Source organism: Staphylococcus sp. HMSC036D05 (genome assembly GCF_001836225.1).
Classification (GTDB): Bacteria; Bacillota; Bacilli; order Staphylococcales; family Staphylococcaceae; genus Staphylococcus; species Staphylococcus caprae.
Genome location: NZ_KV827781.1, coordinates 759,976 through 785,272, shown reverse-complemented (window position 1 = coordinate 785,272; position 25,297 = coordinate 759,976). Strand labels below are relative to the sequence as shown.

Sequence of the window (25,297 nt, the reverse complement as noted above, 5' to 3'; positions counted from 1 at the left end):
TTTTTTTTGAAGTTTAGACGCATTTTCGTCTTTTGCTCCTTTAGAAATTTTTTCCATTTCTTTAGAGTTATGGTCCTCTTCTTTTTTGAACTCATTGTCATATTTTTCATTGTTGCCGAGAATTATTGGTTTCATACCATGACGTTCATAGTTTGCGTTTGTAACTTTAACCTTACGGGCAGGTTTAATTGGTTTGTCCTTAACATCTTTATAAAGATCTTCTTCTGATGTGAAGTTAGGATCTTTCTGAACGAAGTTATATCGTTTATATGCGTAAAAGATATATTCAGGATCAGCCGCTGGGTCAACAAACGCCATATGAGTACCATTAAATGTTAATTCTTTGTTAGGTGTACTTGGTAAGATTTGTTTGTCAAAAGTATCTTGACTTAATGTTTTCTTACCTTTAGCTTCTTTAACCCATTTATCGAAATCACTTTGGCTTACAGAGTGAACTTTAAATGTTTGACGTGCAAATCCGTCACCATTGAAGTTAGAGTTACGACCTCTGAAGGTACCTAATTGATCGGCTGTTAAAGTCCAATTCATTGTCATACCAGTCATAGCATATTTCTGACCACCTAATTGTGGAATCCAGAAACTTGTCATTGTATCCATCGCTTGAAGCTTGAATACGACTGGACGATCTTTAGGAATTGTTAATGTATTAACAGTTTCGATGTGTTGATCTGGGTAGGCAAAGAACCATTTGTAACCAGCGCTTACTGCGTAAACCACAAGTGGGTCCTTGTCTTTTTGAGGTGGTTTCTCGTAATCGTATAATGTTTTAACTGTTGGGACAGCTAATGCAATAACGATTAAAATAGGTACCACAAACCAAATTGTTTCAATTAAAGAATTGTGGTGCATCTTGCCTGATTCTGCATTTTTATTATAGCTATACTTATAAATAAAGAATGCAAACATGGCAAGCACAACGACAACAATAACAAGCATGAAGATGATTGAGTAGATGATCAAGAACTTCTGACTACTTGCTACTGGCCCTTTTGCATTAAAAACTTCTATATTTGAGCAGCCACTAAGTAAAATTAGTGTGCCAAATAATAGAAGCAAAGACTTAAATTTTGACACTTTTTTTGACCTCCTAATACTACAAATGTAGGGCTTACCATTAATTTTAGTTTATTACACAATATTTACAAGTACCTGTATTAAAAAAAATATTGTTATATGTAAAGAATATGCATTGATATAAGGTATGACGGGGATTGTAAGATTTGTTAAAATTATGTGTACATTTTGTGAAAATCGACAAATTTAACAAAATTACATGTAATACAATATAAAATTGAGAAACGTTATCAATTAGAGGGTTTGAGAGGATTTATAAACAAAAAAAGTTGAGAAAATTTCTCAACTTTGTAAATAATTATTTATTTTACTTCAATATATCTTGTGGAAGTTTGTTCGGCTCCGTCAGAATCAGTCACTTTATATTTAACTTCATATTTACCTACTTTTGATGTATCTACTAGACCGTCGACTTTAATTTTATGTGTTAAGTCTCCATCTTCTTTATCATAAGCACTTACACCATTTAATAAATTGTAGTCTTCACCTTTTTCAATAACAATGTCGTTAACGCCTCGTAATTGAGGTTCGGTATTTGAAGTAGCTTGGGCATTTAAATTAGGTGTCACTAGGGTAGCTGAAACGCCAAGTGCCGATAATGACTGAATTAATTTGTTCATAACGTAACCTCCGTCTGATAGTCATTTATGATTTAAGTCTAATATACTTTATATTCGATATTTATACATCATACTATGGTCTTAATATAACCTAGTATTAATCTAAATTAAATATATTTTTGGTAAATTTCGTTTAAGTTTATGTAAATTGAAAGTTTTGTGAAATATTTAGCATTTCGTTTAATTTTTAAATAAATAGGAATAAACTGTAATTGCGTCAAATTAATAGGCCTTTAAAAAGACCTTAATGTGGGAGTGGAAATAATGTTAACAGAAAAAGAAAAAAGTATCGTTAAAGAAACAGTGCCTGTACTTCAAGATAAAGGTGTGGAAATTACTTCACATTTTTATAAAAGAATGTTTAAACAACACCCTGAGTTGAAAAATATGTTCAACCAAACAAATCAACAAAAAGGTCTTCAATCTACTGCACTTGCGCAAAGTGTCTTAGCAGCGGCTGTAAATATAGATCATTTAGAAAACATCATGCCAGTTGTAAAAGAAGTTGCGTATAAACATTGTGCACTTCAAGTTCCGCCAGCAGGTTATGATATTGTTGGAGAAAATCTTATTGCAGCCATTAAAGAAGTTGTTGGGTTAGACGATAGTCATGACATTATAAAAACTTGGAAAAAAGCATATCAGGAAATAGCTGATGTATTTATATCTGTAGAAAAAGATATCTATAGCCAAATGGCTTGGGATGGTTTCCAACCATTTAAAATTGAAAAAATTAATCAAATTTCTTCTGATATCAAATCATTCACTGTAGTATCTGATGAATATAATTTAAGCCAATTTGTACCAGGTCAATATATTACGGTCGATGTAAGTAGTGAGAAAATGCCATATCGTGCTAAACGTCACTATTCTATCGTTGAAGGAAATAAACAACATTTAACATTCGCAGTTAAACGTGATGTAACTACTGATCACGAAGGTGAAGTTTCTACTATATTACACGATGAGTTATCAGAAGGAGATTCAATTAACCTTTCTGCTCCAGTTGGTCCATTCAAAGTGAGTAACTTATCTAATGAACAGTTATTCTTAGGCTCAGGAATTGGAATTACTCCATTAGTTCCTATGTTTAATGAAGTTGTTGAAAATGGTTCAAAAGCTAAATTTATACAAGTTATTAATGATGTGAATGATATACCTTTTGAATCTTTAATTACTGAAATAGCTGATAAAAATGAAAATGCTGATTATCAACTTTATGATAAAAATGAACAAGGCTATTTAGATAAAGAAAAATTAAAAGCATATATAAATGAAGAAACTGAAATTTATATTTGTGGAGGAACACATTTCTTAAAATCAATTATTGAAGCATTGAAAGAATTAAATGTAGATGCTAGTAAGATTCATTATGAAACATTTATTCCTAAACTAAGTGTTAATGTATAAAACTGTATAGAATAGAATATAAATTTTAAAATAAAAGCTCTAAGATGATTTCTAATTGTAATTTGCACCTCGAAAAGTCGGACCAAAAATCCAACTATATGGTGATTATTACATTGAAGAAATGGTCTTAGAGCTTATTTTGTAATAATAATATATATATATTTATTAAGAATTAAACTTTTACGTCAGTAACAATTCAATATTGAGAGGCATTCTACTTAATGCCGCGACGCATTTTTTCTGCAAGTAATGTGTTATTAAGTACCATTGTAATTGTTAATGGTCCTACGCCTCCAGGTACAGGCGTAATAGCGCCAGCGATTTCTTTTACTTCTTCATAGTCAACATCGCCTTTTAATTTACCGTTTTCATCTGGCGTATTTCCGACGTCTATGATAACGGCACCCTCTTTAACCACATCTTTACTAACTAATCCGGGTTTACCTACAGCGCTCACAATAACGTCAGCATCTTTTAAATGTTTACTCATGTCTTTTGTACGAGAATGTAACACAGTAACAGTTGCATTAGCTTGTAATAATAATTTGGAAACTGGTTGACCTACAATGTGACTTCGGCCAATCACTACCGCGTGTTTACCTTCTAAATCAATATCTGCATGTTTTAGAATTTCCATAATACCTAATGGCGTACATGGGACGAAAGTTTGCTCATCAATATAAAGCTTCCCTATGTTAGAAGGGTGAAAGCCATCGACATCTTTATCAGGATTAATAGATTCTAAAACTTTTTGTTCGCTTACTTGTTTAGGTAGAGGAACTTGGACAAGTATTCCGCTAACTGAATCATCATTGTTAAGTCTTTCTAATTCTTTTAATACGTCTTCTTCGGAAGTTGTTTCATCTAAATGGACAATTTCAGAAATCATTCCTATTTTTTCAGCAGCTTTTTTCTTCGCTTTGACATAACTTTGACTTGCGCCATCATTTCCGACTAGTATGACTGACAATTTCGGAGTATAACCTTGCTTATTTAATTCTTCGACTTGTTGTTGTAGACCTTGTCTATATTCTTTTGCGATTTGCTTACCATCTAAAATTTTAGCAACCACTTAAAACGCCTCCTTATTTTAATTAATATCTTAACTTTAACACTAATATTAATCTAATTAATAGTCAAAAGACGTAAATTAAATTTAAATTTAATATTAAAGTTCGATTTTTGATTGAAAAAGTATGACATGATTGTTATGCTATATCTGTAATATACAACTATTTCTTATCACAATACAAACTTTTGAAAGGGTGTGCAAAGTGAGAGTAGCAGTCATTATGGGCAGTTCTTCAGACTGGGAAATTATGAAAGAAAGTTGCAAAATGTTAGAAGAATTTGAAATACCGTACGATAAAAAGGTTGTTTCTGCACATCGTACGCCTCAGTTAATGTTCGAATTCGCTAGCGAAGCACGTCAAAATGGTTATGACATTATTATCGCAGGTGCAGGGGGCGCAGCACATTTACCAGGAATGGTAGCATCAATGACAACTTTACCTGTAATAGGTGTTCCCATTGAGTCGAAAAGTTTAAAAGGTTTAGATTCATTGCTTTCAATCGTACAAATGCCTGGAGGTATACCAGTAGCCACAACAGCTATAGGCAAATCCGGAGCGAAAAATGCTGGAATTCTAGCGGCAAGAATGCTAGGAATAAACAATTCAACAGTTCAAAAGAATTTGGAAAATTATGAAAAATCTCTAGTTAATAAAGTGGAGGCAATGCAAAATGAGCTTCAATAAATTAAAATTCGGTTCAACAATCGGAATTATTGGCGGAGGACAATTAGGGAAGATGATGTCACAATCTGCGCAGAAAATGGGCTACAAAGTGATTGTGTTAGATCCTAACGAAGATAGTCCGTGTCGATACGTTGCACATCAATTTATCCATGCTGAATATGATGATGAACAAGCTTTAAATGAACTAGGTGAGAAAACTGACGTCATTACTTATGAATTTGAAAATATTTCCTCAAAGCAGCTTAAACAACTGACAGAACATTATAATGTACCTCAAGGTTTCCAAGCGATCCAATTACTTCAGGATCGATTAACGGAAAAGCAAACATTACAAGAAGCAGGAGCGCAAATTGTTCCTTTTCTACAAATTAAAAATTCACAAGATTTAACACATGCGATTGAAACATTAGGTTATCCATTCATCGTTAAAACTCGTTTCGGTGGCTATGATGGCAAAGGCCAAATATTAGTTAAACAGGAATCAGATATTCAAGAAGCAATGTCATTAATTGAAAATCAAGAATGCGTAGCTGAACAATATCTTGATATCGATAAAGAAGTGTCTCTTACTGTCACAATTGGTAACGAGCAACAAACCACGTATTTCCCATTACAAGAAAACGAACATAGAAATCAAATTTTATTTAAAACAATCGTGCCTGCTAGAACAGATAAAGAAAAAGAGGCACGTAAAGAGATAGATAAGATTACGAACGTCATCCATTTTGTAGGTACATTTACAGTTGAATTTTTCATAGATAAGAATAATAAACTTTATGTAAATGAAATCGCGCCACGTCCACATAACTCAGGACATTACTCTATAGAGGCATGTGATTTCTCACAATTTGATACACACATATTAGCCGTCACTGGTCAGAAATTACCTCAACAGATAGAAGTGCTTAAACCTGCTGTAATGATGAATTTACTCGGTCGTGATTTAGATTTACTTGAAAATGAATTCGGAAATCATCCGGAATGGCATGTTCATATTTATGGTAAATCACAAAGAAAGCCCGACAGAAAAATGGGACACATGACATTACTAACTGATGATGTGAATCAAACTGAACAATATATGTTAATGAAGTTCGAAGGGAGAGACAAATAAGTGTCATTATTATATGAAGGAAAAGCAAAACGAGTATACACAACAGATACAGAACATCAACTGCGAGTAGAATACAAAGATGAAGTAACCGCAGGCAACGGGGTCAAAAAAGACACAATGCCTGGCAAAGGAAAGTTAAATAATCAAATCACATCCATTATATTTGATTATTTAACTCACCACGACATCAATAACCATTTCATTAAGCAACTCTCTGAAACAGAACAATTAGTCGAACAAGTAGACATTATCCCATTGGAAGTAGTAGTGAGAAATATCGCCACTGGTTCTATTACCAAACGATTAGGCTTTGAAAAAGGACACAAATTTGAAGAACCATTAGTCGAATTTTTCTATAAGAATGATGACCTTAACGACCCGCTTATTACAGACGATCACGTGAAATTGCTCCACATTGCAAACGATGAAGAAATCGCACAATTAAAACAAATGGCAAAAGAAATTAATCAAGTGTTAGTACAGCTCATGGACGAAATGTTATTAAGACTTGTCGATTTCAAAGTCGAATTCGGTAAAACACACGATGGCACTATTCTATTAGCAGATGAAATTTCACCTGACACATGTCGTATATGGGATAAGCATTCAGATACTAACTTCGATAAAGACGTTTACAGAAATGACACTGGCTCACTCATTGACACATACCAAACATTTTTAGATAAATTGGAGGATCTTAAATCATGAAAACAATCGAATTACACATCACTTTACAACCCCAGGTGCTAGATACACAAGGACAAGCTTTAAACAGAGCCGTTCACGATTTAGGTTATACGCAAGTGAATGACATTCGAGTAGGTAAAGTTTTATACATGACAGTGGATGAAGCTACAGATGAAGCCGTGGATAACATTATTACAACATTAAGTGAAAAGTTATTTGCGAACACAGTCATTGAAGAATATAGCTATAAAGTGATTGATGAAAAGGAGAATGCATAAGATGAAATTTGCAGTTCTTGTATTTCCAGGTTCAAACTGCGATAGAGATATGTATAATGCAGCGATTAAATCTGGTGTAGATGCAGCATATATCGATTATCGCGAAACAAGTCTAGAGGGGTTTGACGGAGTACTGATTCCTGGAGGCTTTTCATTCGGTGATTATTTAAGATCAGGTGCAATGGCAAGTGTTGCTCCTATTATTAATGAAGTGAAACGTTTAGCACAAGAAGGTAAGCCAGTCCTTGGAGTGTGTAATGGATTCCAAATTTTAACAGAAATTGGTTTACTTCCAGGTGCATTACTACATAATGATTCACACCTCTTCATAAGTAGAAACGAAACATTAACGATTACTAATAACCAAACACCATTTACACATTTATATGAAGCAAATCAAGAGGTTGTTTATCCAGTTGCCCATGGCGAAGGTCATTATTACTGTACCGATGACATGTTTACTGAACTTGAACGAAACAACCAAATTATACTTAAATATACGGATAATCCAAATGGCTCATATGAAGATATTGCTGGAATCGTCAATAAAGAAGGAAATGTATGTGGGATGATGCCACATCCTGAACGTGCGCTTGAAACATTGTTAGGCACAGATAGTGGTGTGAAATTGTTTGAATCAATGGTCAAAAGTTGGAGGGAACAACATGTCTAAATTTATCGAACCAAGTATTGAAGAAATTAAACTTGAAAAACTTTATCAAGATATGGGGCTCAGTGATAAAGAATACGATAAAGTAGTAGAAATTCTTGGCAGAGAACCCAACTTTACAGAAGTAGGCATATTCTCAGTCATGTGGAGTGAACATTGTTCATACAAGCATTCTAAACCTTTCTTAAAGCAATTCCCAACAACAGGTGAACATGTGTTGATGGGTCCAGGTGAAGGTGCTGGTGTCGTGGACATTGGAGATAATCAAGCCGTTGTATTCAAAGTGGAATCACATAACCATCCATCAGCGATTGAACCTTATCAAGGTGCAGCAACTGGTGTAGGCGGCATCATAAGAGATATCGTCTCAATAGGGGCACGTCCAATTAACTTACTTAATAGTTTGCGATTTGGTGAATTATCAGTCAAACAAAATCAACGTTTACTTAAAGGTGTTGTGAGTGGGATTGGCGGTTATGGCAACTGTATTGGTATTCCTACAACAGCAGGAGAAATTGAGTTCGACGATCGTTATGATGGCAATCCTCTTGTCAATGCGATGTGTGTGGGTGTCATTGATCACGACATGGTTCAAAAAGGGACTGCAAAAGGTATCGGCAATTCAGTGATTTATGTCGGTTTGAAAACAGGACGTGATGGCATTCATGGTGCAACATTTGCCTCTGAAGAACTAACGGAAGAAAGTGAAAGTAAACGTCCTTCCGTACAAATTGGTGATCCGTTTGTAGGTAAGAAACTCATGGAAGCTACACTCGAAGCAATTACTTATGACGAGCTTGTTGGTATTCAAGATATGGGTGCTGCTGGTTTAACCTCTTCTTCATCAGAAATGGCTGCAAAAGGTGGAAGTGGTCTTCATTTAAGACTCGATCAAGTTCCAACTAGAGAACCTGGTATTTCACCGTATGAAATGATGCTTTCTGAAACACAAGAACGAATGCTACTCGTTGTTGAAAAAGGCACTGAACAAAAGTTCCTAGACTTATTTGATAAACATGAACTTGATAGTGCAGTTATTGGTGAAGTGACGGATACTGACAGATTCGTTTTAACATATGAAGACGAAGTATTTGCTGATATTCCTGTACAACCTCTATCTGATGAAGCACCTGTATATATTCTTGAAGGAGAAGAAAAGGAATATAACACTTCTAAAAATGATTACAGCCATGTTGATGTGCAATATGTCTTTTCAAAATTATTAAAACATCCAACCATTGCATCGAAACATTATTTATATGAGCAGTATGATCAGCAAGTAGGCGCAAATACTATTGTTAAACCAGGATTACAATCTTCAGTCGTACGTGTTGAAGGTACAAATAAAGCGATTGCTTCAACGATCGATGGAGAAGCACGTTACGTATTTAATCAACCTTATGAAGGTGGAAAGATGGTCGTTGCAGAAGCCTATCGTAACTTAATTGCTGTAGGTGCTACACCACTTGCGATGACAGATTGCTTGAATTACGGTTCTCCTGAAAAGAAAGAAATTTATCAACAATTAATTGATTCGACGAAAGGCATGTCTGAAGCATGTGAAGTACTAAAGACACCTGTAGTGTCAGGTAATGTTTCTTTATATAACGAAACGCGTGGTACATCTATTTTCCCAACACCAGTTGTAGGTATGGTAGGACTGATTGAAGATATTAATTATTTAAATGATTTCCATCCTAAAGCTGGAGAAACACTGTATTTAGTTGGTGATACACGTGATGATTTCGGTGGAAGCCAAATTGAGAAATTATTATATGGTTCAGTAAATCATGAATTTGAAGCGATTGATTTAAGTGATGAAGTTGAAAAGGGTGAACAAATTAAGAATGCCATTCGTCATGGTGTAGCGTCACATGTTCAAACAGTAGGTAAAGGCGGATTACTCCTTACATTAGCTAAAATTAGTGCTTATTATAACATGGGACTTGAGGTTCAACTTGATGTCACTAATGCACAATTATTTAGTGAAACGCAAGGACGCTATATTGTATCGGTTAAAGAAGGGCAAACCCTAGATATCGACCATGCTAAAGAAATTGGACGATTGACTCAAGATGGATTATTCAAAGTATCTAATTCAGAAATTTCTATTTCGGAAAAGGTCTCAGACATTAAACAAACATGGGAAGGAGCAATTGCTCAATGTTTAACTACTCAGGACTAAATGAGGAATGTGGCGTATTTGGTATTTGGAATCATCCTGAAGCAGCACAATTAACGTATATGGGACTTCATAGTTTACAGCATCGTGGTCAAGAAGGTGCAGGTATCGTGGTTTCTGATGATGAACATCTTAAAGGAGAAAGAGGATTAGGATTACTCACAGAAGCGATTAAAGATACGCAATTAGAACAATTAAAAGGTCATCCTCATGCGATTGGACATGTCCGTTATGCCACTTCAGGAAATAAAGGGATTGAAAATATTCAACCTTTCTTATATCACTTCTATGACATGAGCGTAGGGATTTGCCATAACGGTAATTTAATCAATGCACAATCTTTACGACAAAACTTGGAAAAGCATGGCGCCATTTTCCATTCGTCTTCAGATACAGAAGTGATTATGCACTTAATTCGACGTAGTAAGGCGCCTTCTTTCGAAGAGGCACTAAAAGAAAGCTTACGTCAAATTAAAGGTGGTTTCACCTTTGCAATACTAACAAAAGATGCATTATATGGTGCGGTTGATCCTAATGAGATTCGTCCACTTGTAGTCGGTAAAACTGAAAATGGTGCATACATTTTGGCAAGTGAAACGTGTGCCATTGATGTATTAGGTGCGGAGTATGTCCAAGATATACATGCTGGCGAATACGTCATTATTAACGATGAAGGTATCGAAGTGAAATCATATACGCGTCATACGAATACTGCTATTTCTGCAATGGAATATATTTATTTTGCAAGACCTGACTCAACCATCGCAGGTAAAAACGTGCATGCTGTAAGAAAAGCATCAGGTAAACGACTTGCAGAAGAAAGTCCTGCAGAAGCGGACATGGTCATTGGCGTTCCAAACTCTTCATTATCAGCTGCCAGTGGTTACGCTGAACAAATCGGTTTGCCATATGAAATGGGACTTGTGAAGAACCAATATGTAGCCCGTACGTTTATCCAACCGACTCAAGAATTACGTGAACAAGGCGTACGTGTCAAACTGTCAGCAGTTAAAGATATCGTTGATGGAAAGGATATCATTCTGGTTGATGATTCTATTGTGAGGGGCACAACATCAAAACGAATCGTGAAGATGTTGAAAGATTCAGGTGCCAACCAAGTGCATGTAAGAATTGCTTCACCAGAGTTTATGTTCCCAAGTTTTTATGGCATTGATGTTTCCACAACTGCTGAATTGATTTCAGCGAGTAAGTCACCTGAAGAGATTAGAGACTATATTGGTGCTGATTCACTAGCGTATTTAAGTGTTGATGGACTTATCGATTCAATAGGATTAAATTACGATGCACCGTATAACGGATTATGCGTGGAAAGCTTTACAGGAGATTATCCTGCTGGACTTTATGACTATGAAAAGAATTACAAAGCGCATTTAAGTGATCGTCAAAAAGCATATATAGCAAATAATAAACATTATTTTGATAGTGAGGGAAATTTACATGTCTAAAGCTTATGAACAATCAGGTGTAAATATTCATGCAGGCTACGAAGCGGTAGAAAGAATTTCAAGTCATGTTGAACGCACAATGCGTAATGAAGTCTTAGGTGGATTAGGTGGCTTTGGTGCTACTTTCGATTTGTCTCAACTCAATATGAAAGCACCTGTACTAGTTTCAGGTACAGACGGTGTTGGTACGAAATTAAAACTTGCTATTGATTACAATAAACACGACACCATCGGCATCGATGCAGTAGCAATGTGTGTGAATGACATTTTAACTACAGGTGCTGAACCATTATATTTCTTAGATTATATAGCGACGAATAAAGTGGTACCAGAAATCATTGAGCAGATTGTTAAAGGTGTCAGTGATGGTTGCGAACAAACGAACACAGCATTAATCGGTGGTGAAACTGCCGAAATGGGTGAAATGTATCATGAAGGTGAATATGACATTGCTGGTTTTGCTGTAGGGGCTGTCGAGAAAGAAGACTACATTGATGGTTCTAAAGTTGAAGCAGGACAAGCTGTCATAGGCTTAGTATCTAACGGTGTACATTCTAATGGTTATAGTTTAGTTCGTAAATTAATCGCTCAATCAGGCATCAATTTGAACGATGATTTTCATGGTCAATCATATTTAGACACATTCTTAACACCTACGGAATTATATGTGAAACCGATACTTGAACTGAAAAAGCATATTAACATTAAAGCAATGAATCATATTACTGGTGGCGGTTTTTATGAAAATATACCAAGAGCGTTGCCTAAAGGTTTATCAGCACAAATCGATACACAATCTTTCCCAACATTAAAAGTCTTTGATTGGCTACAACTACAAGCAAAGATTAGTACTGATGAAATGTATCATATCTTCAATATGGGGATTGGATACACAGTCATCGTAGATAAAAAGGATGTACAAAAAGCCTTAACAACTTTACGTGCACTTGATACACAAGCATATGAAATTGGTGAAATTATTGAAGATGCGGAAACACCTATACATTTACTGGGGGTAGAATCGTGATTAAGATAGCGATTTTTGCTTCTGGTTCAGGTAGTAACTTTGAAAATATTGTAAATCATGTGCAAAAAGGGGATTTACCTGGTATTGAAGTCACAGCGCTATACACGGACAAAGCGGGTGTAAAGTGCATTGAACGTGCTGAAAAATTAAATATTCCAGTCCACATCAATCAACCGAAAGATTTTATATCTAAATCATCATATGAACAACACTTACTAAAACTGTTATCCAACGAAGGGGTTCAATGGATTATTTTAGCAGGATATATGAGATTGGTCGGTGAAGATTTACTTCATGCATATGAAGGACGTATGTTAAATATACATCCTTCACTATTGCCTAAATATAAGGGGTTAGATGCAATAGGACAAGCATATGAAAGTGGAGATAAAGTGACAGGTTCGACTGTACACTTTGTTGATAGTGGCATGGATACGGGAGAAATTATTGAACAACAACAATGTGATATTAAACCGGACGACACAAAAGAAGATTTAGAAGAGAGAGTCAAAAATTTAGAATATGAACTTTATCCAAGAGTTATCGCTAAAATCATTAAATAGAGGAGTATCTTAAACAATGAAAAAAGCTATTTTAAGTGTTTCTAACAAAAGTGGAATTGTAGAATTCGCCAAATCATTAACTCAATTAGATTATGAATTATATTCTACTGGGGGTACAAAACGAGCTTTAGAAGAAGCAGGTGTTACTGTTAAATCAGTATCTGAGCTAACACAATTTCCTGAAATTATGGATGGACGAGTTAAAACATTGCATCCAGCGGTACATGGTGGCATTTTAGCTGATCGTGACAAAGAAGAACACCTTAATCAATTAAGAGAACAACATATTGATCTCATTGATATGGTTGTTGTTAATCTCTATCCTTTTCAAAAGACTGTGGAAAACCCTGATGTTACTGAAGAAGATGCAATAGAAAACATTGATATCGGTGGACCAACAATGTTGCGTGCAGCTGCGAAAAACTTCAAACATGTGACGACAATTGTACATCCATCTGATTACAACGAAGTCATTGATAGAATTAAGAATGATCAATTAGATGAAACATTTAGAAAAAATTTAATGGTTAAAGTATTTGAACATACAAATCAATATGATCAAGCGATTGTGAGTTTCTTTAAAGGGGATAAAGAAACACTAAGATATGGAGAGAATCCACAACAATCAGCATATTTTGTAAGAACGTCAGATAGTAAACATACTATTGCTGGAGCGAAGCAATTACATGGTAAACAACTAAGCTTCAATAACATTAAAGATGCGGATGCAGCGCTTAGTTTAGTGAAGAAATTTGATGAACCTACTGCAGTGGCTGTCAAACATATGAACCCTTGTGGTGTAGGTGTTGGTCAAACAATTGAAGAAGCATTTAAACACGCATATGATGCGGATAATCAGTCAATATTTGGTGGAATTATTGCGTTGAATCGTACAGTTGATACTAAACTCGCAGAGACGCTTCATTCAATCTTTTTAGAAGTGGTTATCGCGCCTAAATTTACTGAAGAAGCACTTGAAATTTTAACTCAAAAGAAAAATATTCGTTTATTAGAAATTGATATGACAATTGATAATGCTGAACAAGAATTTGTTTCAGTATCTGGTGGTTATTTAGTACAAGATAAAGATAATAAAGATGTTTCTCGTGAAGAAATGACTGTTGCAACTGATGTACAACCGACTGAAGCACAATGGGATGCAATGCTATTAGGTTGGAAAGTTGTAAGCTCTGTGAAGAGTAATGCAGTTATTTTAAGTAATCATAAACAAACGGTGGGTATCGGTGCTGGACAAATGAATCGCGTCGGTTCAGCTAAAATTGCTATTGAAAGAGCCATTGAAATTAATGATAATGTAGCACTTGTTTCTGACGGATTCTTCCCAATGGGAGACACGGTAGAATATGCTGCTGAACATGGTATTAAAGCAATTATTCAACCTGGTGGTTCTATTAAAGATCAAGATTCAATTGATATGGCTAATAAGTACGGTATCACGATGGTAATGACTGGTATGCGTCACTTTAAACACTAAGTTTCACTTATAGAAAGGGGTCAACTGATGAAAGTATTAATTATAGGAGCTGGCGGTCGTGAACATGCACTCGCTTCAAAGATTCATCAATCTGCTATTGTAGATAAGGTTTACGCCATTCCCGGGAATGAAGCAATGGTGAACGTTGCGGAAATTCATAACGAGATTGCAGAATCTGATCAACAAGCTATAGTTCATTTCGCTAAACAAACTCATATTGATTGGGTTGTTATCGGTCCTGAACAACCTTTAATCGATGGTTTAGCAGATTTACTTAGAAATGAAGGAATTAAAGTTTTCGGTCCAGGTCAAGCGGCTGCACAAATAGAAGGTTCTAAACTCTTTGCCAAACAGTTAATGGAAAAGTATTCCATTCCTACTGCAGACTATAAAGAAGTATCGAATCGTAAAGATGCACTAGCTTATGTAGAAACGTGTGAGTTACCCGTTGTCATCAAAAAAGACGGCTTAGCAGCTGGTAAGGGTGTAATCATTGCTCATACTAAAGATGAAGCAATTGATGGGGTTAAAGCGGTTTATCCTGAAGAACAAGGCCAAGTTGTGTTTGAAAGCTTCTTAGAGGGTGAGGAATTCTCTCTCATGACTTTCGTGAATGGAGATTATGCAGTGCCATTTGATTGTATTGCACAAGACCATAAGCGTGCGTATGACAATGACGAAGGTCCTAACACTGGTGGTATGGGTGCGTATTGCCCAGTTCCGAACATTAATGATGAAGTACTTCAACAAACGAATGCGCGTATCGCTCAGCCTATCGCACGTGCGATGTCACAAGAAGGTTATCACTTTTTTGGTCTACTCTATATCGGAGCCATTTTAACTAAAGAAGGACCTAAAGTGATAGAGTTTAATGCTCGATTTGGTGATCCAGAAGCACAAGTGTTATTAACGCGTATGGAAAGTGATTTAATGCAACATATTGTAGATTTAGACGAACGTCAGCCTATTGACTTTAAGTGGAAAGATGAAGCGGTAGTAGGTGTAATGTTAGCGTCTAAAGGTTATCCAGGTGCCTATGACAAAGGTCATGAAGTAAGTGGATTCGACTTAGACTCACGTTATTTTGTGAGTGGTTTAAAGAAAGACGGTGATCATTACGTCAACTCTGGTGGACGTGTGATTTTAGCTATCGGTGAAGGTATAACAGTTAAGGATGCGCAAACCGCTGCTTATGACAATGCCAAAAAAATAAAAAGCGACAATCTTTTCTATCGTAGTGATATTGGAGATAAAGCGATTAAATAAAGAATGAAGATTGACTCAAAAATAATAGCTCTAAGATGCATTTCGTTGAAGAAACATCTTAGAGCTATTGTTATATCATTTACTACCTGTATGAGTATGAAGCAACGAGCTTCGTTTATTGATAAAAGCTGATTATCTCACTTCAAAAGGAATATTCTATTTGAAGGATACGTTTGTTTATCCTAATTTTCCAAAACGAACATCATGAATACCAGTTAATGGTACATAACTAGATAATAAGAATGATAATCCAATAATGACTAATAGACAGAGTATAAATACTAAATCTTTATATGAAAAAGGTGTCTGATAATAATACGTTCTTGGTCCATCTTTGAATCCTTTAGATTCCATTGCGACTGAAAGTTGATGTGCACGTCTAATATTTTGACTTAATAATGGGATAACTAAATGATTTAAACGTTTGATGCCTTTATGATTTGAAGCATCAATCATTTGATATCGCATTTTTAATGAACGGCGCAATTGAATCAGTGAACTAATGATTAATGGAACCATTCTAATTGCTGCCATAAAGGCATATGCGATTTTTGGTTTTACTTTCAAATGTTGCATTAAACTGTAGAAAATCATGACGATTTGAGAGGTTAATGCAATGAGAATACCAAACATTGAAACAGTAATCGTTCTTAGAGATAAATGTAAACCTCTTACAATACTTTCCTCACTGATTTGAATGATGCCGAATTTCACTAACATATGTTCACCATCACCATATAGAATCATAAATAATGAAGAAAGTAGGGCGAATAGGGCGGTTACTATTATAAAGAGACCTGTAATTTTAAATTCAGTGCCGTTAAATAGAAGTAAGAAAATAAACATCAGTATAACGATATAAATCATAAAATCAAAATTATGAATAAATATAATAAAGAAAAAAAGTGCAACTCCTAATATTAATTTAGTAATTATATTTACATCATCTACGAAGGTGTGGTGTTTTTTCCATCTTTCAAACATTGCGTTCACCTTCAATCTCTATAAGTTTACCATCTTCTACATGTAATCGACGCGTTGGGTAACGATGTATAATCTCTGGATCATGTGTCACCATTATAATTGTTTGACCTTGTTTCACTCGTTCTTGGAAAAGTTTGATAAGTTGAAATGTATTATGACTATCCAGTCCAAATGTAGGCTCATCTAATAATACGATATCTGCTTTAGAACTTAGGGCGGTAGCAACACTTAGACGTCGTTTTTGTCCAGTTGATATTTCAAAAGGATGTTGGTTTTGAACCTTATCCAAATGAAGTAACTCGAGTAATTGCATCGTTTCTTGTTTAGCATTTTCAGAATCTAAATGGTTGTAGTGGATATGAACCTCATCATATACAGAATTAGTAATAAATTGTAACTCTGGGTTCTGATATACAAGATACATATGTTGTGCTGCGTGTTTAATCTTCTTCAATTCTTTATTGTCGTAAGTCATTAGACCTTTATATTTGATTAATTGTAGCATGGATTCTAATAATGAAGTTTTACCTGCACCATTTTTGCCGGTAATAGTTAACCATTCTCCGGCGCCAAATTTAAATTCATCAACGGAAAATAATGTTTTCTTACCACGAATGATTGCGCCATGTTCAAATTTAAATAACGCTTTATTAGACATAGGAGCAAGTGGCACAGGGCGAGGGGCATTATCCCAAGCTTTTGGGTGCCAAACGCCATATTCAGTTAATAAATGTTCATAGTGATTAAGAATATGGTCAGGGGTATCATCTGCAATAATTTGTCCTTCATAATTCATTAGAAGAACGCGATTCACATGTTGCCAGATATGTTTAACTTTATGTTCAACAATTAATACCGTTTGATTGTCCCATAACTCAATTAATTTCTTCCATAAATCTTCAGTCGCTTTGACATCTAACATAGCAGTGGGTTCGTCTAGAAATAATGTTTCAGCTTTTTGCAATATCGTTTCTACAATGGCTAATTTTTGCTTCATACCACCACTTAAATGATTAATATAAGTTTGATCGGTCACTTTTAAATCGACTGATTCAAGTGCGTGTTTAATTTCCTTGTCCATCTCACTACGAGGGACTTGTCTGTTTTCAAGAACGAAAGCCAGTTCTTCATACACTTTTGGCATACAGAATTGTGTATCAGGATCTTGAAAAATAACACCACTTTGGCGGTCAATTTCTAATTCATCATATTTCATAGGTAGCTCAATCAAATTAGGAACAATGCCACTAAGTACATTAAGCAACGTGCTTTTACCCGATCCAGATGGACCGAGTAAAAGCACTTTTTCTTTATCATTAATTTTAATATTTAAGTTATCAAATATTTTTCTATCCCCGTTTGGATATTTCAAACGTAAGTTTTTTACTTTTAACAATTAAAAAATCCCCTTATAGGTTGTCGTAGTCATTTTGAGAAGCTGGTCTAAAGAGCTTGGTTACTCCCGTCTTATCGAGTGCTTTAACAATCCAATAAGAAATTAATCCTGTAATCACAATACCACTAATTGCTCGGAACAGAATAAATAGGAATAAGTTCCATCCAGCAACTTCATTTAAATAACCGTAGAAATAATCGACAGGGAAAGTTGCGATGGCAGTCACAAAACCGGCAAGCATTGCTACTGCTGCTGAGCGTGACTGATATTTAAAGATTGCAAATACGATTTCACACGCTAAACCCTGAAGTAAAGCGTAAATAATTGTTGGAATATCAAATTTACCCATAACGATTGTTTCCCCAGCGCCAGCTGCTAACTCTGCTAATATAGCTATCCCTGGTTTAGGAATAATGAGGTAACACACAACAGCTGCCATAAACCATACGCCGTATGTAAGCTGTTCTAGATGAATACCTGCAACTTGAACAATATTGTAGAAGAACCACCATAAGTTATAAATGATAGCAAATACTACAGAAATCAATACTGTTACAAGTATTTCTGATAGTTTTAAACCTTTTGACATTACTTTTCCTCCTAAAAAAACGCACAACCCTCCCTAGGAAAGTTGTGCGTCAGAAAATATATCTAAATGTTTCAAGTTCATTAGATTCTATAGTTAACAACACTTTCCTACGCTAGTATCTAGCTAGATCAGGTTCAAAGGGTTTGAGGTTAAACCTCATCTCAGTATATATACATACACCCCTAGTGCGTTCGTATATTTAATTTAACTTTAATGTATGATTTTTCTAAAGTATTGTCAAGATAGTTTTGTCATTTAAAATATAGTTTAAATATTTTTTAGAATAAAATGAATTGAATCAATAAAAGTGTATAGGGATAGAAATAGCATTTAGCAAAATGAATTGCGTTCTTCCACACTCAACTTGTTTTGTTTGCAAAATATACTTGAAAAAGAAATTCTCCATGTTGAGGCCCACGGGCAAGGAGGGCTAGAATAGAGGGAACTTACTATAAGCGCACTTTCAAGTCAAGCCTGTACGTTTACATGAAAGAGGCTGAGATATGAAATGATATCCCAGCCTCATAATAATATATTGTTATTAGTCTAATGTATCTTGAACATCTTTTTTGGTTTGTTCAGTATCATTAGATTTTTCTTCGTTTTGTTCTTTTAGTTTTTCTTCTGCTTCTTTTGCTTTTTCAGCTGATTTCTTTTCAAATTCTTCTTTTCCCATAATAATTTCCACCCCTTATATAGGAATTATTGTTTACACATTACATTTACCCCGTTATCCTATTAATAAACCTTTGTAGGTCTCTAGACGTATTTATGGTTAATTTAAAGACAATTAGAAAATCTTCATATATAATAACGTTTGAGGTGAACAGTATGTCTTTTCTTAAGAAACACACCGAGATCATATTTAGCTATATTATCGGTATCGTTTCACTTTTCACAGGTCTCATCATTCTCATAAATCTACCATTAATTAAGCAGTTTAATGGTGATAAAAAAGTTAATACACATGTACATAATGTATGGGAATTTCTTAATGCATTCTTCGGTGAAATTATTAAAGTGATGAGTAGGTTTATAGGTAGTTTCCCAATTATAAGTGCCATTATCATTATTTTATTTGGTATCTTAGTCATGTTATTAGGTCATACTTTATTTAGAACAATTAAATATGACTATGACATTTCTATTTTCTTTTTAGTTGTTGGTATTTTGTATTTCATCATTACATTATTATTAATGACTCAAGTATATGGTTTCTTCGCAATTGTATTTATCATACCGTTCATCGTACATATTGGTTACATTGTTTATAAAGATGAATTAAACAAACATAATCATAAAAATCATTTTATGTGGATTATTGTAACGTATGGTATCAGTTATTTAATTACGCAAATAGCTTTATATGGACGTATTGATTCTAACGAAATTGAATCCATCGATATTTTAAGTGTGAATGCCTTCTTCATTATTATGTGGTTGTTAGGACAAATGTCTATTTGGAATTTCTTATTCTTAAGACGTTCATTACCATTAACGAAAGAAGAACTCGGTGAGGAAGAACCAGAACTTTCTAGAACGAATAAAGGAAATGTATCTAATCAAACTAAAGTTCATTTTAAACAACTACAAGATAAGACAACAGAATATGCACGCAAGACGAGAAGAAGTGTAGATTTAGATAAAATTAGAGCTAAAAGGGATAAATTCAAAGAGAAAGTTAAAAATATTGTCGATATTCAAGAGGATGATATTCCTAATTGGATGAGAAAGCCAAAATGGATTAAACCTATGTATGTTCAGTTGTTATGTGGCGTAGTTATTTTATTCTTTACTTTCTTAGAATTTAATAACCGCAACTCACTGTTCTTATCAGGAGAGTGGGAGTTATCACAAACACAATACGTTGTAGAATGGGTAACGCTTATTTTATTACTCTTCATAGTCATCATCTATATTGCTACGACTTTAACTTACTATCTAAGAGGTAAATTTTATTATTTACAACTCTTTATGGGTAGTATATTGTTCTTTAAATTCTTAACTGAATTTATCAACATCATGATTCACGGTTTATTACTATCAATCTTTATTACGCCTATTTTATTACTCATGTTAATTGCGATTATTGTCGCTTATTCATTACAATTACGTGAGAAGCCGTAAGTGAATGATTGATCAAAGCCATTGTTATTGATATTTCAATGACAGTGGCTTTTTTTACGTATTATTAGATTCTATTATTTGTTAAAATGATTTTTGAAATTGAACTTACGATTTTTTGAAAATAAAAGATAGAAACTGAAATAAATAGAAAGAGAGGTTTAATGATGATGAAGATTGCTACTTTAAATAAAGGTAAAGAGACAAAGTATCTCAATCATTATCCACTTATTGATGAAGATGATATTTATGCGCACGACCATTTAAAAGAAGGAGATTTAGTCAAAATTGTAACTGCGCAACAGCAATATATTGCTACGGGTTATGTAGGACGCCAACACAAAGGGTTAGGTTGGGTATTAAGTTACGATGAGAACGAAGTTATCGACACTAACTTTTTCATTAAGTTATTCGAAAAGGCATTAGAAGAAAGAGAATATTATTTTAATATCGAAGGTACCAATGCATTTAGACTTTTTAATGCTGAAGGAGATGGTGTAGGGGGACTCACTATCGATAATTATGATGGGCATTTATTAATACAATGGTACTCTAAAGGCATTTATAAATTCAGATACAATGTCATAGAAGCGGTGAAGGCAGTCTTTGGTTTTACATCTATTTATGAAAAAATGAGATTTAAAGATACGGAATATACAGGTGGATTTGTAGAAGGTGAGGCGCCTGATTTCCCTATAATTATAGAAGAAAACTTTACGTTTTATAATGTGGATTTAGAAGATGGATTGATGACAGGTATCTTTCTTGATCAAAAGGAAGTGCGAAAGAAATTACGTGATCAATTCTCTGAAGATAGAAATGTATTGAACCTATTTAGTTATACGGGTGCCTTTTCAGTGATAGCAGCTCAAAATGCACGATCAACTACTAGCGTTGACTTAGCAAATCGTTCAAGAGGGTTAACTGAAGAGAATTTTGGACTCAATGGTATTGATCCTAAATCCGAATATATTTATGTCATGGATACATTTGATTTCTATAATTATGCAGCACGTCATGGTCATCAGTATGAAACAATCGTTATTGATCCACCTAGTTTTGCCCGAAATAAGAAAAAGACATTTTCAGTGCAAAAAGATTATGATGCACTAATTGAAGGTGCATTAAACATTTTAGCACCAGAAGGATCATTATTATTATGTACAAATTCAAGTGCTTTTCCATTGAAATCCTTTAAAAATGTGATTAAAAAGACATTGGCTGATGCAGGTGTAGAATTTGAAATAAGCGAAGTGATGGGCTTGCCAAAAGACTTTAAGACACATCCACACTATAAACCTTCAAAATATTTAAAAGCAGTATTTATAAATATTAAGCATTAATTTGTCTAAAATGGGTATAATGATTTATTGAGATGAAACTATGAAAGGGTGTAAGAATATGGGTATTAGAAGTAAATTTACTAATGATATTACAAATAAAGTAGGTAATTCACTTTTAAATATTGAAGAAATTAAAGAAAAAAGTAACTTACCCACGACACAAGAGGAATTAAAGCAACGTCGCGAGAAGGCTTTAACACTTGTTAAGAAGAAATCGTTACTTTCTTCTGGTGCGAGCGTTGTACCAATTCCAGGTTTAGACTTTGGTGTAGATATTAAATTAATGAGAGATATTATAGAAGATGTTAATAAAATCTATGGACTAGACCATAAACAAGTGAATTCTCTTGGAGATGACGTTAAAGAAAGAATTATGTCTGCAGCTGCGATTCAAGGAAGTCAATTTGTAGGAAGAAAAGTATCAGAAGCATTATTGAAAGTTGTAATCAAAGATGTTGCTAAACGTGCGGCTGCCAAGCAAACAAGATGGTTCCCAGTGATTGGTCAAGCTGTATCAGCTTCAATCAGTTACTACTTTATGAGTAAGCTTGGTAAAGATCACGTAGAAAAATGTGAAAAAGTTATCAATAACTTGTAGTAAATGATATAATTTTCACTGAAATGTAAATAATGACACTGAAATCGGTTTTAAACGAATTGAATTTAGCAACCGGTTTTGGTAAAGTTATTGTATAAAATCTATGTTAGATTGTAATAATATTGAAGATTCTAACTATACGAAGGAGAATATAATTATGGAACAAAAATCATATGTAATTATCGATGAGACAGGGATTCACGCTCGCCCTGCTACAATGTTAGTTCAAACTGCATCAAAATTTGATTCAGATATTCAATTAGAATATAACGGGAAGAAAGTAAACTTAAAATCAATCATGGGTGTTATGAGTTTAGGTGTAGGTAAAGATGCTGAAATCACTATTTATGCTGACGGTAGCGATGAAACTGATGCTATTGAATCAATCAGTGATGTCTTATCAAAAGAAGGATTAACTAAATAATTATGTCTAACTTAATTAAAGGGATTGCTGCGTCAGACGGCGTAGCAATCGCAAAAGCTTACTTATTAGTAGAACCTGATTTATCTTTTGACAGTAATGAAAAGGTCACTGATGTAGAAGGCGAAGTTAATAAATTCAATAAAGCTATCGAAGCATCTAAAGTTGAATTAACTAAGATTAGAAACAATGCAGAAGTTCAATTAGGCGCTGATAAAGCAGCTATTTTTGATGCTCATTTATTAGTTTTAGATGATCCAGAGTTAATTCAACCTATCCAAGATAAAATTAAAAATGACAAAGTCAACGCAGCTACTGCGTTAAATGATGTAACAACTCAATTTGTTACCATTTTCGAATCTATGGATAATGAATACATGAAAGAACGTGCTGCTGATATTAGAGACGTTTCTAAACGTGTATTAGCGCATATTCTAGGCGTAGATTTACCAAATCCAAGCATGATTGATGAAAGTGTCGTTATTATTGGTAACGACTTAACACCTTCAGATACTGCACAATTGAATAAAGAATTTGTGCAAGGTTTTGTAACTAATATTGGTGGTAGAACAAGTCACTCTGCAATTATGAGTCGTTCACTTGAAATTGCAGCAGTCGTGGGTACACAGTCTATCACGCAACAAGTTAAACAGGGTGATATGATTATTGTCGATGGTATTACAGGTGACGTAATTATTGATCCGACTGAAGATGAGTTAATTGCTTATCAAAATAAACGCGAACGTTTCTTTGAAGATAAAAAGGAATTACAAAAACTACGTGATGCTGATACAGTAACTGTTGATGGCGTACATGCAGAGCTTGCAGCGAATATTGGTACACCTAACGATTTACCAGGTGTCATTGAAAATGGCGCACAAGGTATCGGTTTATACCGTACAGAATTCCTTTATATGGGAAGAGACCAAATGCCAACCGAAGAAGAGCAATTTGAAGCTTATAAAAAAGTATTAGAAACAATGGACGGTAAACGTGTTGTTGTTCGTACTTTAGATATCGGTGGAGATAAGGAACTTCCATACTTAAACTTACCTGAAGAAATGAATCCTTTCTTAGGTTATAGAGCAATCCGTCTATGCTTAGCGCAACAAGATATTTTCAGACCGCAATTGCGTGCCTTATTACGTGCATCTGCTTACGGTAAATTAAATATCATGTTCCCAATGGTTGCTACAATTAAAGAATTCCGTGATGCTAAAGCTATTCTTTTAGAGGAAAAGAAAAATCTTGAAAATGAAGGTTATGACATTTCTGATGATATTGAATTAGGTATCATGGTGGAAATTCCAGCAACTGCAGCGTTAGCAGATGTATTTGCGAAAGAAGTGGACTTCTTCAGTATCGGTACAAATGATTTAATACAATATACATTAGCTGCTGACCGTATGTCAGAACGTGTATCTTATTTATATCAACCATACAACCCATCTATTTTACGTTTAGTGAAACAAGTGATTGAAGCTTCTCATAAAGAAGGTAAATGGACTGGCATGTGTGGTGAAATGGCCGGAGACGAAACAGCGATTCCATTATTATTAGGTTTAGGTTTAGATGAGTTCTCAATGAGTGCTACGTCTATTCTTAAAGCGAGAAGACAAATTAATGGTCTAAGTAAGAATGAAATGGCTGAATTAGCTAACCGCGCGATTGAATGTGCAACACAAGAAGAAGTTATGGAATTAGTTAACAACAAAGCTAAATAATTTGACTACAAGAGAGTAAGTACACCAGTGTATTTACTCTCTTTCTCTCTCTTAAAAGGGTAGAGCAAGCGTATTAGAGAAGGGCTAAGATTAAGTGAATGAAGCTATAGGGCGTTCTTCTTTCAATGTTAGATTACGTTCATGCAGACATTCATGTCTAACCGTACTCAAAATAAATCACTCAACATCAAAGAATTGAATATGTTGAGTGATTTTTATGTGTTTAATTAATTTTCGATATTTAAAGTGGAGTTAATTTTATCCATATCTACGCTATACATGGGTTCACCTTTTAATAGAATAAATGGCGTTGCAAATGCGTCATAATTGATCATTTCATTTCGATATTGAGTGTTTTTAATATTCTTTTCAGTATATTCAATACCATGTTCTGAGAGGTAATTTTTTACAAACGTACATGGTGGACATTCATCTTGAGTATAAATGATGATGTTAGAAGTCATATTTAACGTCCTTTCGTCTTTATT

General features: G+C 34.4%; 25 protein-coding genes and 1 riboswitch. Of the genes, 17 read left to right on the top strand and 8 right to left on the bottom strand.

The window, feature by feature from the left end; genetic code table 11:
• Together qoxA and HMPREF2580_RS08315 are read right to left on the bottom strand one after the other, a co-directional pair.
• A partial coding sequence (qoxA, locus tag HMPREF2580_RS08320; protein WP_070831912.1) for a cytochrome aa3 quinol oxidase subunit II occupies positions 1-1,095 on the bottom strand: 1,095 nt, incomplete at its 3' end.
• 302 nt (positions 1,096-1,397) lie between these two features.
• Complete coding sequence (locus tag HMPREF2580_RS08315) at positions 1,398-1,715, bottom strand: DUF5011 domain-containing protein (RefSeq protein WP_002442094.1); 318 nt, start codon at positions 1,713-1,715, stop codon at positions 1,398-1,400.
• Between the two features lie 264 nt (positions 1,716-1,979).
• On the opposite strand from HMPREF2580_RS08315, the gene HMPREF2580_RS08310 reads away from it, so the two are divergent.
• A complete protein-coding gene (locus tag HMPREF2580_RS08310) occupies positions 1,980-3,125 on the top strand; it encodes a globin domain-containing protein (RefSeq protein ID WP_070831909.1) in 1,146 nt (381 codons plus the stop codon).
• 214 nt (positions 3,126-3,339) lie between these two features.
• On the opposite strand, the gene folD is transcribed toward HMPREF2580_RS08310, so the two are convergent.
• A complete protein-coding gene (gene folD, locus HMPREF2580_RS08305; protein ID WP_070831905.1) occupies positions 3,340-4,197 on the bottom strand; it encodes a bifunctional methylenetetrahydrofolate dehydrogenase/methenyltetrahydrofolate cyclohydrolase FolD in 858 nt (285 codons plus the stop codon).
• A 202-nt stretch (positions 4,198-4,399) separates the two neighbouring features.
• On the opposite strand from folD, the gene purE reads away from it, so the two are divergent.
• Genes purE through purD form a run of 11 tightly spaced genes read left to right on the top strand, consistent with a single transcriptional unit; the run spans position 4,400 to position 15,630 of the window.
• Entirely contained in the window at positions 4,400-4,882 is a 483-nt protein-coding gene (gene purE, locus HMPREF2580_RS08300; protein ID WP_037541305.1) for a 5-(carboxyamino)imidazole ribonucleotide mutase, read from the top strand.
• Positions 4,869-5,996, top strand: a complete 1,128-nt coding sequence (purK, locus tag HMPREF2580_RS08295) for a 5-(carboxyamino)imidazole ribonucleotide synthase (protein ID WP_070831902.1) — start codon at positions 4,869-4,871, stop codon at positions 5,994-5,996. Before purE ends, purK begins: the two co-directional genes overlap by 14 nt.
• Entirely contained in the window at positions 5,997-6,704 is a 708-nt protein-coding gene (gene purC / locus HMPREF2580_RS08290; RefSeq protein WP_070831899.1) for a phosphoribosylaminoimidazolesuccinocarboxamide synthase, read from the top strand.
• On the top strand, positions 6,701-6,961 hold the full coding sequence (purS, locus tag HMPREF2580_RS08285; protein WP_002442107.1) for a phosphoribosylformylglycinamidine synthase subunit PurS: 261 nt from the start codon (positions 6,701-6,703) through the stop codon (positions 6,959-6,961). The genes purC and purS overlap by 4 nt, the downstream gene beginning before the upstream one ends.
• 1 nt (position 6,962) lies before the next feature.
• Positions 6,963-7,634, top strand: coding sequence for a phosphoribosylformylglycinamidine synthase subunit PurQ (gene purQ / locus HMPREF2580_RS08280; protein WP_070831895.1), 672 nt, complete (start codon positions 6,963-6,965; stop codon positions 7,632-7,634).
• A complete protein-coding gene (gene purL, locus HMPREF2580_RS08275; protein ID WP_070831892.1) occupies positions 7,627-9,816 on the top strand; it encodes a phosphoribosylformylglycinamidine synthase subunit PurL in 2,190 nt (729 codons plus the stop codon). The genes purQ and purL overlap by 8 nt, the downstream gene beginning before the upstream one ends.
• Positions 9,795-11,279, top strand: coding sequence for an amidophosphoribosyltransferase (gene purF / locus HMPREF2580_RS08270; protein WP_070831889.1), 1,485 nt, complete (start codon positions 9,795-9,797; stop codon positions 11,277-11,279). The genes purL and purF overlap by 22 nt, the downstream gene beginning before the upstream one ends.
• Complete coding sequence (gene purM / locus HMPREF2580_RS08265; protein ID WP_070831886.1) at positions 11,272-12,306, top strand: phosphoribosylformylglycinamidine cyclo-ligase; 1,035 nt, start codon at positions 11,272-11,274, stop codon at positions 12,304-12,306. Before purF ends, purM begins: the two co-directional genes overlap by 8 nt.
• On the top strand, positions 12,303-12,869 hold the full coding sequence (gene purN / locus HMPREF2580_RS08260; protein WP_070831883.1) for a phosphoribosylglycinamide formyltransferase: 567 nt from the start codon (positions 12,303-12,305) through the stop codon (positions 12,867-12,869). Before purM ends, purN begins: the two co-directional genes overlap by 4 nt.
• A 16-nt stretch (positions 12,870-12,885) precedes the next feature.
• The gene (gene purH / locus HMPREF2580_RS08255; protein WP_070831880.1) at positions 12,886-14,364 is read left to right on the top strand and encodes a bifunctional phosphoribosylaminoimidazolecarboxamide formyltransferase/IMP cyclohydrolase; all 1,479 of its coding nucleotides are present in this window, start codon (positions 12,886-12,888) and stop codon (positions 14,362-14,364) included.
• A 27-nt stretch (positions 14,365-14,391) separates the two neighbouring features.
• Positions 14,392-15,630 (top strand): phosphoribosylamine--glycine ligase, encoded by a 1,239-nt coding sequence (purD, locus tag HMPREF2580_RS08250; RefSeq protein WP_070831877.1) that lies wholly within the window; start codon positions 14,392-14,394, stop codon positions 15,628-15,630.
• Between the two features lie 177 nt (positions 15,631-15,807).
• Here purD and HMPREF2580_RS08245 read toward each other — a convergent pair whose 3' ends face one another.
• The 4 genes from HMPREF2580_RS08245 to graF form a co-directional block, all read right to left on the bottom strand.
• On the bottom strand, positions 15,808-16,614 hold the full coding sequence (locus tag HMPREF2580_RS08245) for an energy-coupling factor transporter transmembrane component T family protein (protein ID WP_070831874.1): 807 nt from the start codon (positions 16,612-16,614) through the stop codon (positions 15,808-15,810).
• Positions 16,607-18,010, bottom strand: coding sequence for an ABC transporter ATP-binding protein (locus tag HMPREF2580_RS08240; RefSeq protein WP_070831871.1), 1,404 nt, complete (start codon positions 18,008-18,010; stop codon positions 16,607-16,609). Before HMPREF2580_RS08240 ends, HMPREF2580_RS08245 begins: the two co-directional genes overlap by 8 nt.
• A gap of 13 nt (positions 18,011-18,023) precedes the next feature.
• The gene (locus tag HMPREF2580_RS08235) at positions 18,024-18,599 is read right to left on the bottom strand and encodes an ECF transporter S component (protein WP_002442127.1); all 576 of its coding nucleotides are present in this window, start codon (positions 18,597-18,599) and stop codon (positions 18,024-18,026) included.
• 87 nt (positions 18,600-18,686) lie between these two features.
• Positions 18,687-18,793, bottom strand: a riboswitch (TPP riboswitch).
• A gap of 347 nt (positions 18,794-19,140) precedes the next feature.
• Complete coding sequence (graF, locus tag HMPREF2580_RS12380) at positions 19,141-19,275, bottom strand: glycopeptide resistance-associated protein GraF (protein WP_095323392.1); 135 nt, start codon at positions 19,273-19,275, stop codon at positions 19,141-19,143.
• Between the two features lie 155 nt (positions 19,276-19,430).
• On the opposite strand from graF, the gene auxA reads away from it, so the two are divergent.
• The 5 genes from auxA (at position 19,431) to ptsP (ending at position 24,809) form a co-directional block, all read left to right on the top strand.
• The gene (gene auxA, locus HMPREF2580_RS08230) at positions 19,431-20,726 is read left to right on the top strand and encodes a lipoteichoic acid stability factor AuxA (protein ID WP_070831868.1); all 1,296 of its coding nucleotides are present in this window, start codon (positions 19,431-19,433) and stop codon (positions 20,724-20,726) included.
• Between the two features lie 167 nt (positions 20,727-20,893).
• Positions 20,894-22,066 (top strand): class I SAM-dependent rRNA methyltransferase, encoded by a 1,173-nt coding sequence (locus tag HMPREF2580_RS08225; protein ID WP_070832616.1) that lies wholly within the window; start codon positions 20,894-20,896, stop codon positions 22,064-22,066.
• Positions 22,067-22,124: 58 nt separating this feature from the next.
• Positions 22,125-22,664, top strand: coding sequence for a hypothetical protein (locus HMPREF2580_RS08220; protein ID WP_037541314.1), 540 nt, complete (start codon positions 22,125-22,127; stop codon positions 22,662-22,664).
• Between the two features lie 157 nt (positions 22,665-22,821).
• The gene (locus HMPREF2580_RS08215; RefSeq protein WP_002435387.1) at positions 22,822-23,088 is read left to right on the top strand and encodes a phosphocarrier protein HPr; all 267 of its coding nucleotides are present in this window, start codon (positions 22,822-22,824) and stop codon (positions 23,086-23,088) included.
• Between the two features lie 2 nt (positions 23,089-23,090).
• Positions 23,091-24,809 carry a phosphoenolpyruvate--protein phosphotransferase gene (gene ptsP / locus HMPREF2580_RS08210; RefSeq protein ID WP_002442135.1) on the top strand — a complete coding sequence of 573 codons (1,719 nt, stop codon included), beginning with the start codon at positions 23,091-23,093 and terminating at the stop codon, positions 24,807-24,809.
• Positions 24,810-25,036: 227 nt separating this feature from the next.
• Here ptsP and HMPREF2580_RS08205 read toward each other — a convergent pair whose 3' ends face one another.
• Complete coding sequence (locus HMPREF2580_RS08205; protein WP_070831865.1) at positions 25,037-25,273, bottom strand: glutaredoxin family protein; 237 nt, start codon at positions 25,271-25,273, stop codon at positions 25,037-25,039.
• Positions 25,274-25,297 lie beyond the last annotated feature (24 nt).

What these genes read in the sequence shown, in the direction of transcription:
- HMPREF2580_RS08315 (WP_002442094.1), bottom strand. Translation starts at nt 1,715, where the DNA reads ATGAACAAATTAATTCAGTCATTATCGGCACTTGGCGTTTCAGCTACC.
- HMPREF2580_RS08310 (WP_070831909.1), top strand. Translation starts at nt 1,980, where the DNA reads ATGTTAACAGAAAAAGAAAAAAGTATCGTTAAAGAAACAGTGCCTGTA.
- purK (WP_070831902.1), top strand. Translation starts at nt 4,869, where the DNA reads ATGAGCTTCAATAAATTAAAATTCGGTTCAACAATCGGAATTATTGGC.
- purS (WP_002442107.1), top strand. Translation starts at nt 6,701, where the DNA reads ATGAAAACAATCGAATTACACATCACTTTACAACCCCAGGTGCTAGAT.
- purQ (WP_070831895.1), top strand. Translation starts at nt 6,963, where the DNA reads ATGAAATTTGCAGTTCTTGTATTTCCAGGTTCAAACTGCGATAGAGAT.
- purL (WP_070831892.1), top strand. Translation starts at nt 7,627, where the DNA reads ATGTCTAAATTTATCGAACCAAGTATTGAAGAAATTAAACTTGAAAAA.
- purF (WP_070831889.1), top strand. Translation starts at nt 9,795, where the DNA reads ATGTTTAACTACTCAGGACTAAATGAGGAATGTGGCGTATTTGGTATT.
- purM (WP_070831886.1), top strand. Translation starts at nt 11,272, where the DNA reads ATGTCTAAAGCTTATGAACAATCAGGTGTAAATATTCATGCAGGCTAC.
- purH (WP_070831880.1), top strand. Translation starts at nt 12,886, where the DNA reads ATGAAAAAAGCTATTTTAAGTGTTTCTAACAAAAGTGGAATTGTAGAA.
- purD (WP_070831877.1), top strand. Translation starts at nt 14,392, where the DNA reads ATGAAAGTATTAATTATAGGAGCTGGCGGTCGTGAACATGCACTCGCT.
- HMPREF2580_RS08245 (WP_070831874.1), bottom strand. Translation starts at nt 16,614, where the DNA reads ATGTTTGAAAGATGGAAAAAACACCACACCTTCGTAGATGATGTAAAT.
- HMPREF2580_RS08235 (WP_002442127.1), bottom strand. Translation starts at nt 18,599, where the DNA reads ATGTCAAAAGGTTTAAAACTATCAGAAATACTTGTAACAGTATTGATT.
- graF (WP_095323392.1), bottom strand. Translation starts at nt 19,275, where the DNA reads ATGGGAAAAGAAGAATTTGAAAAGAAATCAGCTGAAAAAGCAAAAGAA.
- auxA (WP_070831868.1), top strand. Translation starts at nt 19,431, where the DNA reads ATGTCTTTTCTTAAGAAACACACCGAGATCATATTTAGCTATATTATC.
- HMPREF2580_RS08225 (WP_070832616.1), top strand. Translation starts at nt 20,894, where the DNA reads ATGAAGATTGCTACTTTAAATAAAGGTAAAGAGACAAAGTATCTCAAT.
- HMPREF2580_RS08220 (WP_037541314.1), top strand. Translation starts at nt 22,125, where the DNA reads ATGGGTATTAGAAGTAAATTTACTAATGATATTACAAATAAAGTAGGT.
- HMPREF2580_RS08215 (WP_002435387.1), top strand. Translation starts at nt 22,822, where the DNA reads ATGGAACAAAAATCATATGTAATTATCGATGAGACAGGGATTCACGCT.
- ptsP (WP_002442135.1), top strand. Translation starts at nt 23,091, where the DNA reads ATGTCTAACTTAATTAAAGGGATTGCTGCGTCAGACGGCGTAGCAATC.
- HMPREF2580_RS08205 (WP_070831865.1), bottom strand. Translation starts at nt 25,273, where the DNA reads ATGACTTCTAACATCATCATTTATACTCAAGATGAATGTCCACCATGT.